This is a genomic window from Streptomyces sp. NPDC087859, assembly GCF_044742595.1.
Taxonomy (GTDB): Bacteria; Actinomycetota; Actinomycetes; order Streptomycetales; family Streptomycetaceae; genus Streptomyces; species Streptomyces canus_F.
Map to the genome: position 1 here is coordinate 72,915 of NZ_JBIUUU010000006.1, position 15,478 is coordinate 88,392.

The 15,478-nt window shown below is 71.6% G+C and carries 12 protein-coding genes and 1 riboswitch; of the genes, 10 read left to right on the forward strand and 2 right to left on the reverse strand.

All coding sequences use genetic code 11. The features are described 5' to 3' along the window. Positions 1-100: 100 nt before the first annotated feature. A complete protein-coding gene (locus ACIOHP_RS15665; protein WP_401887705.1) occupies positions 101-832 on the reverse strand; it encodes a class II aldolase/adducin family protein in 732 nt (243 codons plus the stop codon). 196 nt (positions 833-1,028) lie between these two features. On the opposite strand from ACIOHP_RS15665, the gene ACIOHP_RS15670 reads away from it, so the two are divergent. The 10 genes from ACIOHP_RS15670 to cobI all read left to right on the forward strand — a co-directional run bounded on the left by ACIOHP_RS15670 (position 1,029) and on the right by cobI (position 14,691). After that, a complete protein-coding gene (locus ACIOHP_RS15670) occupies positions 1,029-1,784 on the forward strand; it encodes a lysozyme (RefSeq protein ID WP_401887707.1) in 756 nt (251 codons plus the stop codon). A gap of 144 nt (positions 1,785-1,928) precedes the next feature. Continuing rightward, positions 1,929-3,176 carry an inorganic phosphate transporter gene (locus tag ACIOHP_RS15675; RefSeq protein ID WP_361553770.1) on the forward strand — a complete coding sequence of 416 codons (1,248 nt, stop codon included), beginning with the start codon at positions 1,929-1,931 and terminating at the stop codon, positions 3,174-3,176. Between the two features lie 34 nt (positions 3,177-3,210). Continuing rightward, positions 3,211-3,432, forward strand: coding sequence for a hypothetical protein (locus tag ACIOHP_RS15680; protein ID WP_266894215.1), 222 nt, complete (start codon positions 3,211-3,213; stop codon positions 3,430-3,432). A gap of 139 nt (positions 3,433-3,571) precedes the next feature. Next, positions 3,572-3,704, forward strand: a riboswitch (cobalamin riboswitch). A gap of 100 nt (positions 3,705-3,804) precedes the next feature. After that, positions 3,805-4,746: a cobalamin biosynthesis protein gene (locus ACIOHP_RS15685; protein ID WP_401887711.1), complete on the forward strand. Its 942-nt coding sequence runs from the start codon at positions 3,805-3,807 to the stop codon at positions 4,744-4,746. Then, on the forward strand, positions 4,743-6,254 hold the full coding sequence (locus ACIOHP_RS15690; RefSeq protein ID WP_401887714.1) for a cobyric acid synthase: 1,512 nt from the start codon (positions 4,743-4,745) through the stop codon (positions 6,252-6,254). The genes ACIOHP_RS15685 and ACIOHP_RS15690 overlap by 4 nt, the downstream gene beginning before the upstream one ends. Beyond that, complete coding sequence (cobN, locus tag ACIOHP_RS15695) at positions 6,251-9,907, forward strand: cobaltochelatase subunit CobN (RefSeq protein ID WP_401887717.1); 3,657 nt, start codon at positions 6,251-6,253, stop codon at positions 9,905-9,907. Before ACIOHP_RS15690 ends, cobN begins: the two co-directional genes overlap by 4 nt. After that, positions 9,904-11,898: a putative cobaltochelatase gene (locus ACIOHP_RS15700; RefSeq protein WP_401887720.1), complete on the forward strand. Its 1,995-nt coding sequence runs from the start codon at positions 9,904-9,906 to the stop codon at positions 11,896-11,898. The genes cobN and ACIOHP_RS15700 overlap by 4 nt, the downstream gene beginning before the upstream one ends. Continuing rightward, positions 11,898-12,497: a cob(I)yrinic acid a,c-diamide adenosyltransferase gene (gene cobO / locus ACIOHP_RS15705; RefSeq protein WP_266894205.1), complete on the forward strand. Its 600-nt coding sequence runs from the start codon at positions 11,898-11,900 to the stop codon at positions 12,495-12,497. The genes ACIOHP_RS15700 and cobO overlap by 1 nt, the downstream gene beginning before the upstream one ends. Then, positions 12,497-13,963, forward strand: coding sequence for a cobyrinate a,c-diamide synthase (locus ACIOHP_RS15710; protein ID WP_401887724.1), 1,467 nt, complete (start codon positions 12,497-12,499; stop codon positions 13,961-13,963). The genes cobO and ACIOHP_RS15710 overlap by 1 nt, the downstream gene beginning before the upstream one ends. Beyond that, positions 13,960-14,691: a precorrin-2 C(20)-methyltransferase gene (cobI, locus tag ACIOHP_RS15715; protein WP_401887727.1), complete on the forward strand. Its 732-nt coding sequence runs from the start codon at positions 13,960-13,962 to the stop codon at positions 14,689-14,691. Before ACIOHP_RS15710 ends, cobI begins: the two co-directional genes overlap by 4 nt. A gap of 26 nt (positions 14,692-14,717) precedes the next feature. Here the strand turns inward: cobI and ACIOHP_RS15720 are convergent, their stop codons facing one another. After that, positions 14,718-15,446 (reverse strand): ZIP family metal transporter, encoded by a 729-nt coding sequence (locus ACIOHP_RS15720; RefSeq protein WP_361487762.1) that lies wholly within the window; start codon positions 15,444-15,446, stop codon positions 14,718-14,720. Between the last annotated feature and the right edge of the window lie 32 nt (positions 15,447-15,478).

Consider the following 15,478-nt stretch of genomic DNA (forward strand, 5'->3'; position numbering starts at 1 on the left):
GGTCACGGGCCAGTGGGAGGACGATTCGGAGTGATGCGGGACAGTTCGCCGCCGCCGGGACCGCTCATCGCGGGGACGGCCGGGCGCTCACGGACCCGTGTCACGCGCGCTGCCCGTACCCCCGTAGCCGCTCCCCCGCCTCGGCCACCTGTTCCGGCGACAGCAGGGTCGGGGTCAGGCCCGGCACGGAGGACGCCGTCAGCCACAGGCGGCACATCCACTCCAGCTGGGCGGTGCGGTCGTAGGCCTGGTCCAGGGTGGTGCCGTAGGTGATCGTGCCGTGGTTGCGCAGGAGGCAGCCGGTGCGGTCGGCGAGGGCGTGGAGCATGTTCTCGGCCAACTCCTCGGTGCCGTACGCCGCATACGGGGCAACCCGGACGGCGCCGCCGAGGGCGCCGGACATGTAGTGGATCGCCGGGAGCTCCGGGACGAGCGTCGAGACGGCCGTCGCGTGGACGGCGTGGGTGTGGACGACGGCGCCGGCGTCGGTGGTGCGGTAGATCGCGAGGTGCATGGGGAGTTCGCTGGTCGGGACGAGCGTGCCCAGGACCTGGCGGCCGTCGAGGTCGACGCCGGTCACGTCGTCCGGGGTCAGCCGGTCGTACGGCACGCCCGAGGGTGTGACCAGCACGGTGTCGCCGACGCGTACGGAGACGTTGCCGGAGGTGCCGACGACGAGTCCGTCGGAGACGGTGCGACGGGCGGTCGCGACCAGTTCCTCCCAGGCGGGCACCTCCTCGGCGCGCACACTTCGCTTCCACGGCTCCGGCACATCCCGTGCGCCCTCTCCGGCACCCCGTCCGTCCCGCTGGTCGCGTCGCTGCTCAGCCATGTCGCGATCCTGTCAGGTGGGGCCGCCGAACACGGCCGGGCGGGGGCACTTTAGGGCGGAGGCCAGGCGTCCGGAAGGTAGCAAATGCGGATAACTCCCCCTCTGTGAGGGCTTGGCCGTAGAGCGCCGGGCATGCGCGGATCTTCCAGTAATCTCTGCCTGTTTTGTCGTGCACGTCGCCATTCCGGGGGGAAATATGGCCCGTGATCGCACACCTTCCCGTCACCGCGGCCGCGGCCGCGTCCTTGCCGCGTCCGTTGCCGCGCTCACCCTTGCGGGGACCGCGCTGGCCGAGTTTCCGGCGTCGGCGGCCGGTAAACCCAAGGGGCACGACGTCTCCTCGCACCAGAAGAACGTCGACTGGCAGAAGGCGAGGTCCAAGGGGGCGAGGTTCGTCTACGTCAAGGCGACCGAGTCCCACACCTACCGCAACCCGTACTTCGACCAGCAGTACAACGGCGCGCGCGACGCGGGCCTGATCCGCGGGGCCTACCACTTCGCCCTGCCGGACAAGTCGTCGGGCAAGGCACAGGCGGCGCACTTCGTGCGCAACGGCGGCGGCTGGAGCGCGGACGGCTGGACGCTGCCGCCGGCGCTCGACATCGAGTACAACCCGTACGACGGCAAGCACAAGTGCTACGGCCTGAAGAAGGCCAGGATGGTCAGCTGGATCAAGTCCTTCAGCAACGAGGTGAAGCGGCTGACCGGGCGCCGCCCGGTGATCTACACGACCGCCCACTGGTGGAACACGTGCACCGGCGGCAGCGGCGCCTTCGCCTCGAACCACGCGCTGTGGGTGGCCCGCTACAACGCGGCGGACGCCGGGGCGCTGCCGACCGGATGGGGGTACTGGACCATCTGGCAGTACGACAACGGCGGCAGCCTGCCGGGTGATCAGAATCTCTTCAACGGGTCCCTGGCACAGCTGAAGGAGTTCGCCCGGGGCTCGTAATCGTGCGGTGGTCGGGCCGCGCTGGAGGATCGGAGGGGAATCCCTCGGTTCCAGACACCGTGCGGCCCGCCTCAGTTCATCTTCCGTTCACCCTGGTTACTTACGTTCGACCAGCCAATGACGCTCGAACGATTGCCTGGGTAAATGGAAAACTTCTCGCTGATCCTCGCGATTGTGGTAGTAACCGCACTTGCGTTCGATTTCACGAACGGTTTTCACGACACCGCCAACGCGATGGCCACCACCATCTCGACCGGTGCGCTCAAGCCCAAGGTCGCGGTGGCCATGTCCGCCGTGCTGAACCTTGTGGGCGCCTTCCTTTCCGTGGAGGTCGCCAACACGATCTCCAAGGGTCTCGTCGACGAGAGCGGCATACGTCCCGAGGTCATCTTCGCCGCCTTGGTCGGCGCGATCCTCTGGAACCTGCTGACCTGGCTGGTCGGACTCCCCTCCAGCTCCTCGCACGCCCTCATGGGCGGTCTGATCGGCGCCACCATCGCCTCCGCGGGCATGGGCGCGGTCCACGGTGACGTCCTGGTCACCAAGGTCCTGATCCCGGCAATCGCGGCGCCCATCGTCGCGGGCCTCGCCGCGATGCTCGCGACCCGCCTCTCCTACTCCATCGGCAAGAAGGCCGACGGCAAGGCCGCCGCGAAGGGCTTCCGCGCCGGCCAGATCGCCTCGGCGGGCCTGGTCTCGCTGGCCCACGGCACGAACGACGCGCAGAAGACGATGGGCATCATCACCCTGGCCCTGGTCGCCGGCGGCGCCGTCGCTCCCGACTCCGACCCGCCCACCTGGGTCATCCTCTCCGCGGGTCTCGCCATCGCGCTCGGCACCTACCTCGGCGGCTGGCGCATCATCCGCACGATGGGCAAGGGCCTGACCGACCTCCAGCCGCAGCAGGGCTTCGCGGCCCAGACCAGCGCGGCCACGGTCATCCTGGCCTCCTCGCACCTCGGCTTCTCCCTCTCCACCACGCACTCGGTCTCCGGTTCGGTGATGGGCGCGGGCCTCGGCCGCAAGGGCGGCGTCGTCCGCTGGTCCACGGCGACGCGGATGTTCGTGGCGTGGGGCCTGACGCTCCCGGCCGCGGCGCTGGTCGGCGCGCTGGCGGAGTGGGTCACCGGCTTCGGCGACTGGGGCACCGCGGTCGTGGCGGTCTTCCTGATCGCCTCCAGCGCGGCGATCTGGAAGCTCTCGCGCCGTGAGGTCATCGACCACACGAACGTCAACGACAGCGACGAGGAGCCGGCCGGCGTGGTGACGACGGCGATCGCCGCGGTCACCCCTCCCCCGGCGGGCACGGTGACCGAGGACCTCACGGCCACGATCCCGGCCCCGGCCGCGACCGCCGCCCCGGAGCCCGCCGCTCCGCCGGCCGCCGTCTGAGCCCGCCGCACCCAGGAACGAAGGAATCACCGACATGAAGATCGACTGGGAAGCGCTGGGCTCCGTCTTCGGCGTCAGCCTCGTGGTCACCGTGGCCCTCGTGGCCCTGTTCACCCTCGGCATCATGGGCCTGTCCCGCCAGGAGCGGGCCACCGCACAGGGCGGATCCGCGGGTCTCGCGGTCACCGGCGCGTACGCCTGCTTCGCGGCGTGCGCGGCGGCGGTGACGTACGGGATCTATCTGATCGTCGCCTGACGCGACGAGCGAACACCCCGTGGGGTGCGGGACGGTCACCGTCCCGCACCCCACGTTTTTGTCGGGCCCGCAACCCCCCGTGTGTGGGCCTCAGCACACTCTCCCGTCCCAGGTCAACGGCAAGTTGACGGCCCTTCCGGGCCCGTGGTGGACTGCCGGGGCCATGTACGACGGCAGAAGAGGAAGCCGGTGGAAGTCCGGCGCGGTCCCGCCACTGTGACCGGGGTAGGTAGCCCCGGGAGCCAGGAACTCTCGTCGTCGGTCTCGTCGAACCAGGGCGTGGACACCCTGAGTGAGGACATATCGCCATGCTCGCCTGCCGTTTGAGATACCGCACCAGGTCACTTTCCGACGCCACGGCCGGCTGAGCCGATGCGTGCCGATCGCGTCTTCGCGTACGGCGCCGCCGCCGGACTTCTCGGTGACCTGCTGCTCGGTGATCCACGCCGGGGGCATCCGGTCGCCGTGTTCGGGCGGGCCGCGGGTGCCGTGGAGCGGGTGTTGTGGCGGGACCACCGGGGGTGGGGGGCCTTGCACACCGCGGTGTGCGCCGGGGGCGCCGTCGTGCTCGGAGCCATGGCACAGAAGGCCGTACGCCCCTCCCCCGCCGCCTCCGTCGCGCTGACCGGTGCCGCCACCTGGGCCGTCGTGGGCGGTACGTCGCTCGTACGCGAGGCACGAACCATCGGGCGGGCCCTGGAAGTCGGGGACGTCGAGGCGGCGCGGGAGCGGCTGCCTCATCTGTGCGGGCGGGATCCGCAGGCCCTCGATGCCGACGGGATCGCCCGGGCCGTGGTCGAGTCCGTCGCCGAGAACACCTCCGACGCCGTCGTGGGTGCCCTGGTGTGGGGAGCCGTCGGCGGGGTGCCCGGGCTGCTCGGGTTCCGCGCCGTCAACACCCTTGACGCCATGGTCGGGCACAAGTCGCCGCGTCACCGGCGGTACGGATGGGCTTCCGCGCGGCTCGACGACGTCGCCGGGTGGCCGGGGGCCCGGCTGACCGCCGTACTGGCCGCTGTCGCCGGGAGCGATCCGCGGGGGGCGCTGCGGGCCTGGCGCAACGACGCCGGCCGGCATCCGAGCCCCAACGCCGGGCCCGTGGAGGCCTCGTTCGCCGGGGCCCTGGGCGTGCGGCTCGGCGGGACCTTGTCGTACGCGGGGCGCGTCGAGCACCGGCCCGTGCTGAATCAGGAGGGGCGTTCCGTGGAGGTCCAGGACATCGAGCGGGCCGTACGGCTGTCCCGTCGCGTCGGTCTGCTCGCGCTCGGCGTCAGTGCCGCCGCGCGGGCCGCTCTCAGGGCGCGTGCGTCATGAGCGGCGGTGGACTGCTCGTCGCCGGCACCACCTCCGACGCGGGCAAGAGTGTCGTCACCGCCGGGATCTGCCGGTGGCTGGTACGGCAGGGGGTCAAGGTCGCGCCCTTCAAGGCGCAGAACATGTCCCTCAATTCGTTCGTGACCCGCGAGGGCGCCGAGATCGGGCGGGCGCAGGCCATGCAGGCCCAGGCCTGCCGGGTCGAGCCGACCGCGCTCATGAATCCCGTGCTGCTGAAGCCGGGTGGCGAGCAGAGCAGTCAGGTCGTGCTGCTCGGCAAGCCGGTCGGTGAGCTCAGTGCGCGCGGGTACCACGGGGGACGCCAGCAGCAGTTGCTCGGCACCGTGCTGGACTGTCTCGCCGAACTGCGGGGCACGTATGACGCGGTGATCTGTGAGGGGGCCGGCAGTCCTGCCGAGATCAATCTGCGGCGGACCGACATCGTCAACATGGGCATCGCCAGGAATGCCCGACTTCCTGTCCTCGTCGTCGGCGACATCGACCGCGGGGGCGTCTTCGCCTCCTTCTTCGGGACCGTCGCGCTGCTCTCGCCGGAGGACCAGGCCCTCGTCGCCGGGTTCCTCGTGAACAAGTTCCGGGGCGATGTCAGCCTCCTGGAGCCCGGGCTCGACATGCTCCACGGCCTCACCGGGCGGCACACGTACGGTGTGCTGCCCTTCCGGCACGGGCTCGGCATCGACGAGGAGGACGGGCTGCGGGTCTCCCTGCGGGGGACCGTACGGGAGTCCAGCACGGCCCCGCCCGTCGGCGAGGACGTGCTGCGGGTCGCCGTCTGCGCGATTCCGCTCATGTCCAACTTCACCGACGTGGACGCCCTCGCCGCCGAACCGGGCGTCGTCGTGCGGTTCGTGGACCGGCCGGAGGAGCTGGCCGACGCCGACCTCGTGGTGATCCCGGGGACCCGGGGGACGGTCCGGGCGCTGGAGTGGCTGCGGGAGCGGGGACTCGCGCGGGCCATCGAGCGCAGGGTCGCCGAGCAGCGGCCCGTCCTCGGTATCTGCGGGGGCTTCCAGGTCCTCGGTGAGCACATCGAGGACGAGGTCGAGAGCCGGCGGGGGCATGTCGAGGGGCTCGGCGTACTGCCCGTGCGGGTGCGGTTCGCCCGCGAGAAGACCCTCACCCGGCCGGAAGGCGAAGCCCTCGGCGAGCGGGTCGAGGGGTACGAGATCCATCACGGGGTCGCCGACGTCAGCGGCGGGGAAGCGTTCCTCGACGGCTGCCGGGTCGGCCAGACCTGGGGCACCCACTGGCACGGCTCGCTGGAGTCGGACGGATTCCGGCGGGCCTTCCTGCGCGAGGTGGCGGCCGCCGCGGGCCGCCGCTTCGTACCGGCCCCCGACACGTCGTTCGCCGCGCTGCGCGAGGAGCAGCTCGACCGGCTCGGCGACCTCATCGAACAGCACGCGGACACCGACGCGCTGTGGCGGCTCATCGAGTCCGGCGCGCCGCAAGGACTGCCTTTCATTCCACCGGGAGCGCCTGCATGAGCACTGTGTTGTTGTTGTCGACCGCCGACACGGACCTGCTGGCGGCCCGCGCCGCCTCCGGTGCCGACTACCGGATCGGCAACCCGACCCGCGTGGACGTCGCCGAGGAGCTGCCCGCGCTCGTCGAGGGCGCCGACATCGCCGTCGTACGGCTGCTCGGCGGCAAGCGTGCCTGGGAGGACGGGCTGGCCGCGCTGAAGGCCGCCGGAATCCCGACCGTGCTGCTGGGCGGAGAGTCCGTTCCGGACGCCGAGTTGATGGCCGAGTCGTCGGTGCCGGCCGGTGTCGTGGCAGAGGCGCTCAAGTATCTCGTCGAGGGCGGGCCCGCCAACCTGACCGAGCTGGCCCGGTTCCTGTCCGACACCGTGCTGCTGACCGGTGAGGGGTTCGACGAGCCGCAGAAGATGCCGGAGTACGGCGTCCATGGCGAGCGGACCTTCGTGGAAGGGCGCCCGACCATCGGCGTGCTCTTCTACCGGGCCCATGAACTCAGCGGCAACACCGCCTTCGTGGACACCCTCTGCGACGCCGTCGAGGCACGCGGCGCCAACGCCCTTCCCGTGTACTGCGGTTCGCTGCGCGGCGCCGACGCGGAGTTCTACGAACTGCTGACCAAGGCCGACGCCCTCGTCGCCACCGTCCTCGCCGCCGGCGGCACCCACGCCTCGCAGGCCTCGGCCGGCGGTGACGAGGAGGCCTGGGACATCGGGGCGCTGGCCGACCTGAACGTGCCGGTGCTGCAAGGACTCTGTCTCACGTCATCCAAGGCGGCCTGGGACGAGTCCGACGCCGCCCTCTCCCCCATGGACGCGGCGATGCAGGTCGCGATCCCCGAGTTCGACGGGCGGCTGATCACGGTTCCCTTCTCCTTCAAGGAGCAGGGTCCGGACGACGTCCCGGTCTATGTCGCCGACCCCGAGCGGGCCGCGCGCGTCGCCGGGATCGCCGTACGGCACGCCCGGTTGAAGCACAAGCCGAACGCCGAGAAGAAGCTCGCGCTCGTCTTCACCGCGTACCCGACCAAGCACTCACGCGTCGGCAACGCGGTGGGACTGGACACGCCCGTGTCGGCGGTGCGGGTGCTGGACGCGCTCCGGGACGCCGGTTACGTCGTCGAAGGGCACCCCGACAACGGTGACGAGCTGATCCACCGGCTCATCAACGCCGGTGGCCACGACGTGGAGTGGCTCACCGAGGAGCAGTTGGCCGCCGCGCCCGCGCGCGTGCCGCTGGCCGACTACCGGGCGTGGTTCGACAAGCTCGACCCGGAGCTGCGGAACGGCATGCTGGAGGCCTGGGGCGAGCCGCCGGGCAGCCTGTACGTCGACGGCGACGACATCGTGCTCGCCTCCCTCCAGTTCGGGAACGTCGTCGTGATGATCCAGCCGCCGCGCGGCTTCGGTGAGAACCCGATCGCGATCTACCACGACCCCGACATGCCGCCGTCGCACCACTACATGGCCGCCTACCGGTGGCTCGACAACTCCTTCGGCGCCGACGCGGTCGTCCACATGGGCAAGCACGGCACGATGGAGTGGCTGCCCGGCAAGGGCCTCGGCCTCAGCGGGGGCTGCGCGCCGGACGCCGTCCTCGGTGAACTGCCGCTCATCTACCCGTTCATCGTCAACGACCCCGGTGAGGGCACCCAGGCCAAGCGCCGCGGGCACGCCACCGTCGTCGACCACCTGGTACCGCCCATGGCGCGTGCGGACACGTACGGCGACCTGGCCAAACTGGAGCAGCTCCTCGACGAGTACGCGCTCGTCTCCGACCTGGACCCGACGAAGGCACCGGCCGTGCGGGCGCAGATCTGGACGCTGGTGAAGGCCGCCGAGCTCCACCACGACCTGCATGTCGAGGACCAGCCGGACGACGACGCCTTCGACGAGTTCGTCATGCACATCGACGGCTATCTGTGCGAGATCAAGGACGTGCAGATCCGCGACGGGCTGCACATCCTCGGCGGGGGCCCGGTCGACGAGGCACGGGTCAACCTCGTGCTCGCCGTGCTGCGCGCCTCACAGGTGTGGGGCGGGCAGGCGAACGCGCTGCCGGGGCTGCGGGCCTCCTTCGCGGCCCATTTCGGGCTGGTCGAGAAGGAGTTGCTCGCCGAGCCCGGGGCGCCGGTGAAGGTGCCGGTGGAGCTCTCCGACCTCGTCGAGGGCCCGTCGCGGACGGCCGCCGACGCGATCGACCTGCTGGAGCAGCTGTGCCGGCGGGTCGCGGAGGGGATGGAGGCGCGGCACTGGGACGCCGCGGTCGTCCCGGCTCTCGTCCGTGGTGTGCTCGGCACCGAACTCCCGGACGCGGTCGCGGTGCTGGAGTTCGCCTGCGACGAGGTCGTACCGCGTCTCGCGAAGACCACCGACGAGATCGGCCACATCCTCAAGGCGCTGAACGGCGGTTACGTCCCCGCCGGTCCGTCCGGCTCCCCCACCCGCGGTCTCGTCAACGTGCTCCCGACCGGCCGCAACTTCTACTCGGTCGACCCCAAGGCCATTCCGTCCAGGCTGAGCTGGGAGGTCGGGCAGGCGCTCGCCGACTCGCTGGTCCAGCGGTACCTCCAGGACAACGGCGAGTACCCGAAGTCCGTCGGCCTGACGGTCTGGGGCACCTCCGCGATGCGCACGCAGGGCGACGACATCGCCGAGATCCTCGCGCTGCTGGGCTGCCGTCCGGTGTGGGACGAGGCCTCGCGCCGGGTGACCGGCTTCGAGATCATCGGCCTGGAGGAGCTCGGGCGCCCGCGCGTCGACGTCACCGTCCGTATCTCCGGCTTCTTCCGGGACGCGTTCCCGCACGTGGTCGGGCTGATCGACGACGCGGTGCGCAAGGTCGCCGAACTGGACGAGCCCGCCGAGCGGAATTTCGTCAAGGCGCACGCCGACGAGGACACCGCCGAGCACGGTGACCGGCGGCGCGCGACGGCCCGTATCTTCGGCTCCAAGCCGGGTGCGTACGGCGCCGGTCTGCTGCCGCTGATCGACGCGCGCAACTGGCGGTCGGACGCGGACCTCGCCGAGGTGTACGCCGTCTGGGGCGGTTACGCCTACGGGCGCGGACTCGACGGACGGGCGGCGCGCGGGGACATGGAGACCGCGTTCAAGCGGATCAACATCGCCGCGAAGAACGTCGACACCCGCGAGCACGACCTCGTCGACGCCGACGACTACTTCCAGTACCACGGCGGCATGGTCGCCATGGTCCGCCACCTCACGGGCGCCAACCCCGAGGCGTACGTGGGCGATTCGGCGACCCCGGACCAGGTGAAGACCCGCACCCTCGGTGAGGAGACCCACCGGGTCTTCCGCGCCCGCGTGGTCAACCCGCGCTGGATGGCGGCCATGCGCCGCCACGGCTACAAGGGCGCCTTCGAGATGGCGGCCACCGTCGACTACCTCTTCGGCTACGACGCCACGGCGGGCGTGGTCGACGACTGGATGTACGAGAAGCTCAGCGCCGAGTACGTCTTCGACCCGGAGAACCGGGACTTCATGAAGAAGTCCAACCCGTGGGCGCTGCGCGGCATCACCGAGCGGCTGCTCGAGGCCGCCGACCGTGGCCTGTGGGCCGAGCCGGACGCGGAGACGCTGGAGCGGCTGCGCGCCACCTACCTGGAGCTCGAAGGCGACCTGGAGGGCGACGACCAGTGACCACCCCCTTTCCCTTTACGGCCGTCGTCGGACAGGACGATCTACGGCTCGCGCTGCTGCTGAACGCCGTGTCGCCGGCGGTCGGCGGTGTGCTGGTGCGCGGCGAGAAAGGCACGGCCAAGTCCACGGCCGTGCGGGCGCTTTCGGCGTTGCTGCCGGCGGTGCCGGTCGTCGCCGGGTGCCGTTTCTCGTGTGATCCGGCCAAGCCGGACCCCGCGTGCCCGGACGGGCCGCACGAGGCCGGCAACGGCGTCGAGCGCCCCGCCCGCATGGTCGAACTCCCCGTCGGCGCCTCCGAGGACCGGCTCGTCGGATCGCTCGACATCGAGCGGGCGCTCGCCGAGGGCGTGAAGTCCTTCGAGCCGGGCCTCCTCGCGGACGCGCACCGCGGCATCCTCTACGTCGACGAGGTCAACCTGCTCCACGACCACCTTGTCGACCTGCTGCTGGACGCGGCGGCGATGGGCGCGTCGTACGTCGAACGCGAGGGCGTCTCCGTACGGCACGCCTCGAAGTTCCTGCTCGTCGGCACCATGAACCCCGAAGAGGGCGAGCTGCGGCCGCAGTTGCTCGACCGGTTCGGGCTGACCGTCGAGGTCGCGGCCTCGCGGGAACCGGACCAGCGGGTGGAGGTCGTACGGCGGCGGCTGGCGTACGACGACGATCCGGGCGGGTTCACGGCACGTTGGGCGGACGAGGAAGCGTCCGTACGGCAACGGATCATCGGCGCGCGGGAGTTGTTGCCGTCGGTGCGGCTCGGGGACGGTGCGCTGCGGCAGATCGCGGCGACCTGTGCGGCGTTCGAGGTGGACGGCATGCGGGCCGACATCGTGATGGCCCGGACGGCCACCGCGCTGGCGGCCTGGGCGGGCCGGACCGAGGTGCTGGCGGAGGACGTGCGGCAGGCCGCGCTGCTCGCGCTGCCGCACCGGCGTCGACGTAATCCCTTTGACGCTCCTGGACTTGACGAGGACAAGCTCGACGAGACGCTGGAGGAGTTCTCCGGCGACAGCGAGGGCGACGAGGACCCCGATCCGGACGGGCCCGGCGGGGGTGGCGGTCAGCCGCCCTCCGAGGGGCCCCAGGACGACGGTTCCTCCGGTGCTCAGCCCGAGGCCGGTGACAGCGGCGAGCCGCAGGCCGGCGGGGCCGGTGCGGGTGAGCAGTCCGCCGTACGGGCTGCCGAGCCCTTCCGTACCAAGGTGCTCAGCGTGCCGGGGCTCGGGGACGGGGCCGCCGGGCGGCGTTCGCGGGCGCGGACCGAGCACGGCCGGACGACCGGTGCGCGACGGCCGCGGGGGGCGCTGACCAAGCTCCACCTCGCGGCGACCGTGCAGGCTGCCGCCCCGCATCAGCGGGCGCGCGGGCGGTCCGGGCCCGGGCTCGTGGTGCGCCGGGACGATCTGCGGCAGGCGACGCGGGAGGGGCGTGAGGGGAACCTCGTGCTGTTCGTCGTGGACGCCTCCGGGTCGATGGCGGCGCGGCAGCGGATGAGCGCGGTGAAGGGGGCCGTGCTGTCGCTGCTGCTGGACGCGTATCAGCGGCGGGACAAGGTGGGGCTGGTGACGTTCCGGGGTTCGGCGGCGGATGTGGCGCTGCCGCCGACGTCGTCCGTGGACGCGGCCGCGGCTCGGCTGGAGACGTTGCCCACCGGCGGGCGGACGCCGCTTGCCTCCGGGCTGCTGAAGGCCCATGAGGTGCTGCGGGTCGAGCGGCTGCGGGATCCCGCGCGGCGGGCGCTCGTGGTGGTCGTTACCGACGGCCGGGCCACCGGTGGGCCCGAGCCGGTCGCGCTGGCTTCGCGGGCGGCCCGGCTGTTCGCCGCCGAGGGGGTCGCCTCCGTGGTCGTCGACTGTGAGTCGGGGCCGGTGCGTTTGGGGCTGGCGGGGCAGCTCGCCGGTGAACTGGGCGGCACCGCGGTCACATTGGACGAGCTGCGGGCGGACTCCATCGCCGGGCTCGTGAAGGACGTACAGAGGAGGGCCGCGTAATGCCTCAGGGGCAGCCGAGTGTGGTGCCGGACGACGGTCTGACCACGCGTCAGCGTCGTAACCGGCCTTTGGTGGTCGTGCACACGGGGATCGGCAAGGGGAAGTCGACCGCCGCCTTCGGCCTTGCGCTGCGGGCCTGGAACCAGGGGTGGCCCATCGGGGTGTTCCAGTTCGTCAAGTCGGCGAAGTGGAAGGTCGGCGAGGAGAACGCGCTGCGGGTGCTCGGCGCCAGCGGTGAGGGTGGCTCCGTCGACTGGCACAAGATGGGTGAGGGCTGGTCCTGGGTCCAGCGCGACCAGCAGATGGACAACGAGGAGAAGGCCCGGGAGGGCTGGGAGCAGGTCAAGCGGGACCTGGCCGCCGAGACGTATCAGCTGTACGTGCTCGACGAGTTCGCCTACCCCATGCACTGGGGGTGGGTGGACACCGATGAGGTGATCTCCGTGCTGCGGGACCGGCCGGGCACGCAGCACGTCGTCATCACCGGGCGGAACGCTCCCGAGAAGCTGGTCGACTTCGCCGATCTCGTGACCGACATGTCCAAGGTCAAGCACCCCATGGACGCCGGGCAGAAGGGCCAGCGGGGTATCGAGTGGTGATGTCCTCGTCCGTTTCCGTTCCTCGGCTGGTCATCGCCGCGCCCTCGTCGGGCAGCGGCAAGACCACCGTTGCCACGGGGTTGATGGCCGCGTTCGCCGCGCGGGGGCTCGCCGTGTCTGCGCACAAGGTGGGCCCCGACTACATCGATCCCGGGTATCACGCGCTCGCCACCGGGCGGGTGGGGCGGAATCTCGACGCGTATCTGTGCGGGGCCGAGTTGGTCGGGCCGCTGTTCGCGCACGGGTCGCGCGGGTGTGACATCGCCGTCGTCGAGGGTGTGATGGGGCTGTACGACGGGGCCGCGGGGGAAGGTGAGCTGGCGTCCACGGCTCATGTGGCGAAGCTGCTGCGGGCGCCGGTGGTGCTGGTCGTGGACGCGTCGTCGCAGTCGCGGTCGGTGGCGGCGCTGGTGCACGGGTTCGCCTCCTGGGATCCCGAGGTGCGGGTCGGGGGCGTGATCCTCAACAAGGTCGCCTCGGATCGGCATGAGGAGTTGCTGCGGGAGGCGTTGGACTCGGCCGGGGTGCCGGTGCTCGGGGTGCTGCGGCGGGTGGCTCAGGTGGACACGCCGTCGCGGCATCTGGGGTTGGTGCCGGTCGCCGAGCGGCGGGCGGCGGCGGTGGACGCGGTGGCGGCGATGGCCGCGCAGGTCGAGGCCGGTTGTGATCTGGAGGCGTTGACCGCGTTGGCGCGGAGTGCGGGTGCGTTGTCCTGTGCGGCCTGGGACGCAGCTGAGGTACTGGCTTCTTCGCCCCCTCCGCCCCTTCCCGACCCGACCCCGGGGGCTGCGCCCCCAGACCCCCGCTTTCGGCCCGAAGGGCCTCGCCCTCAGACGCCGGACGGGCTGGAGGGTGCGGACCGGGGCGTGACAGTAGCCGTCGCCGGTGGGTCCGCTTTCACTTTCTCCTACGCCGAGCATGCCGAGTTGCTCACCGCTGCCGGAGCCGTCGTCGTTCCCTTCGATCCGCTCCGTGACGAGCAACTGCCCGACGGTACCCGCGGGTTGGTCATCGGGGGTGGGTTTCCCGAGGTGTACGCGTCCGAGTTGTCCGCCAACGAGCCGCTGCGCAAGGCCGTCGGGGAGCTCGCTCTCAGCGGTGCTCCCGTGGCCGCCGAGTGTGCCGGGCTGCTCTATCTGTGCCGGGAGCTCGACGGGCTGCCGATGTGCGGGGTGCTCGACGCCTCCGCGCGGATGAGCGAGCGGCTGACGCTCGGGTACCGGGATGCCGTGGCCGTGAGTGACAGTGCCCTCGCCGTCGCCGGGACCCGGATGCGCGGGCACGAGTTTCACCGGACCGTCGTCGAGCCGGGCTCGGGGGCGGCTCCCGCCTGGGGTGTACGCGCCCCTCAACGGCGGGTCGAAGGTTTCGTACAACAAGGGGTGCACGCGAGTTATGTGCACACGCACTGGGCGTCGCAGCCCGGTGTCGCCCGTCGGTTCGTGGAGAGGTGCCGGACGTCATGAGCAGCAAGCTGATCGGGGTCGGGGTAGGGCCCGGTGATCCGGAGCTGGTGACCGTCAAGGGCGTCAACGCTCTGCGGGCCGCCGATGTCGTCGTCGTGCCGGTGATGGACACCGGGGAGCGGGGGCGGGCCGAGGCGACGGTCCTGCACTACGTGGGTCAGGAGAAGGTCGTACGGGTCGTGTTCGCGCTCAACGAGCGGACCGACCGGGCCCGGCGCGCGACCGCCTGGGACGCCGCCGGGGCGCGGGTCGCCCAGCTGCTCGCCGAGCACTCCCGCGTCGCCTTCGCCACCATCGGCGATCCGAACGTGTACTCCACCTTCACCTATCTCGCGCAGACCATCGCCGAGCTCGTGCCGGGGACCGTCGTGGAGACCGTGCCGGGCATCACGGCCATGCAGGATCTCGCCGCCCGTTCCGGTGCCGTGCTCACCGAGGGGACCGAGCCGCTGACGCTCGTGCCGGTGACCGCCGGGGCCGCGGCGCTCAAGGAGGCCCTCGCCGGGCCCGGGACCGTGGTGGCGTACAAGTTCGGGCGGCAGGCCCAGGAAGTCGCCGAGGCGCTGCGGGAGACCGGGCGGATCGACGACGCCGTATGGGGTTCCGCGCTCGGGCTGCCGGAGGAGTCGGTGCGGCCCGCCTCCGAGCTCGGCGAGGACGCGCTTCCCTATCTCTCCACGCTCATCGCGCCCGCCCCGCGCGACGGCGGCCGGGGCGGCAAGCTGTGACACCCCCCGGTCCGCCCGCCAGAGGCTCAGTCGGCCACGCCGACCACCAGCCAGATGAACGCCGCGCCCGCGACCGTGCACAACAGGGTCGAGCGGGCGGGGTGTTCGTGGTGCGCCTCGGGGAGGATCTCGGCTGCCGCGAGGTAGAGGAGTGCGCCGCCGAAGAAGCCCAGATAGGCGCCGAGCAGCTGCTCCGGGATGGTCAGGAACAGGGTGGACGCGGCTCCCACCACCGGGGCCACCGCGTCCGCGAACAGCATCGCGAGCGCTTTGCGGCGGGCGTTCCCGTACAGGCTCGTGATCGTGTACGTGTTGAAGCCGTCCGCGAAGTCATGGGCGATCACCGCCAGGGCCACGGCCGTGCCCATGCCGCCGCCGACCTGGAAGGCCGCGCCGATCGCCACGCCGTCCATCGCGCTGTGTCCGACCATCGCGGCCGCGGCCGTCAGGCCCACCTCGGGGACCCGGCCGTCGTGCTCCTCGCCGCCGTGTGCCGCCTGGCGGACCGCCAGCAGACGTTCCACCAGATGGGCCAACAGGAAGCCGGCCACGAACAGCAGGAGTGCCGCCGGTACGCCGAACACCTCGGTGCCCGCCGCCTCCAGCGCCTCCGGCAGCAGGTCCAGGCCCACCACACCCAGCATCAGGCCGCCAGCCAGGCCGAGGACGAGGTGACGGCGGTCCGTCACGCGTTGTGCCGTCCAGCCGCCGGCCAACGTCATCAGGAACGCGCCGAGCGCGACGAACACCGCCATGGGCCCTTCGTATCCGATCAGGCCCTGTGCGC

Excerpts from the sequence above, each read along its gene's own strand:
- cobO (WP_266894205.1), top strand. The coding sequence starts at position 11,898 with ATGCCTCAGGGGCAGCCGAGTGTGGTGCCGGACGACGGTCTGACCACG.
- cobN (WP_401887717.1), top strand. The coding sequence starts at position 6,251 with ATGAGCACTGTGTTGTTGTTGTCGACCGCCGACACGGACCTGCTGGCG.
- cobI (WP_401887727.1), top strand. The coding sequence starts at position 13,960 with ATGAGCAGCAAGCTGATCGGGGTCGGGGTAGGGCCCGGTGATCCGGAG.
- ACIOHP_RS15665 (WP_401887705.1), bottom strand. The coding sequence starts at position 832 with ATGGCTGAGCAGCGACGCGACCAGCGGGACGGACGGGGTGCCGGAGAG.
- ACIOHP_RS15670 (WP_401887707.1), top strand. The coding sequence starts at position 1,029 with ATGGCCCGTGATCGCACACCTTCCCGTCACCGCGGCCGCGGCCGCGTC.
- ACIOHP_RS15685 (WP_401887711.1), top strand. The coding sequence starts at position 3,805 with ATGCGTGCCGATCGCGTCTTCGCGTACGGCGCCGCCGCCGGACTTCTC.
- ACIOHP_RS15675 (WP_361553770.1), top strand. The coding sequence starts at position 1,929 with ATGGAAAACTTCTCGCTGATCCTCGCGATTGTGGTAGTAACCGCACTT.
- ACIOHP_RS15690 (WP_401887714.1), top strand. The coding sequence starts at position 4,743 with ATGAGCGGCGGTGGACTGCTCGTCGCCGGCACCACCTCCGACGCGGGC.
- ACIOHP_RS15710 (WP_401887724.1), top strand. The coding sequence starts at position 12,497 with ATGTCCTCGTCCGTTTCCGTTCCTCGGCTGGTCATCGCCGCGCCCTCG.
- ACIOHP_RS15680 (WP_266894215.1), top strand. The coding sequence starts at position 3,211 with ATGAAGATCGACTGGGAAGCGCTGGGCTCCGTCTTCGGCGTCAGCCTC.
- ACIOHP_RS15720 (WP_361487762.1), bottom strand. The coding sequence starts at position 15,446 with ATGGCGGTGTTCGTCGCGCTCGGCGCGTTCCTGATGACGTTGGCCGGC.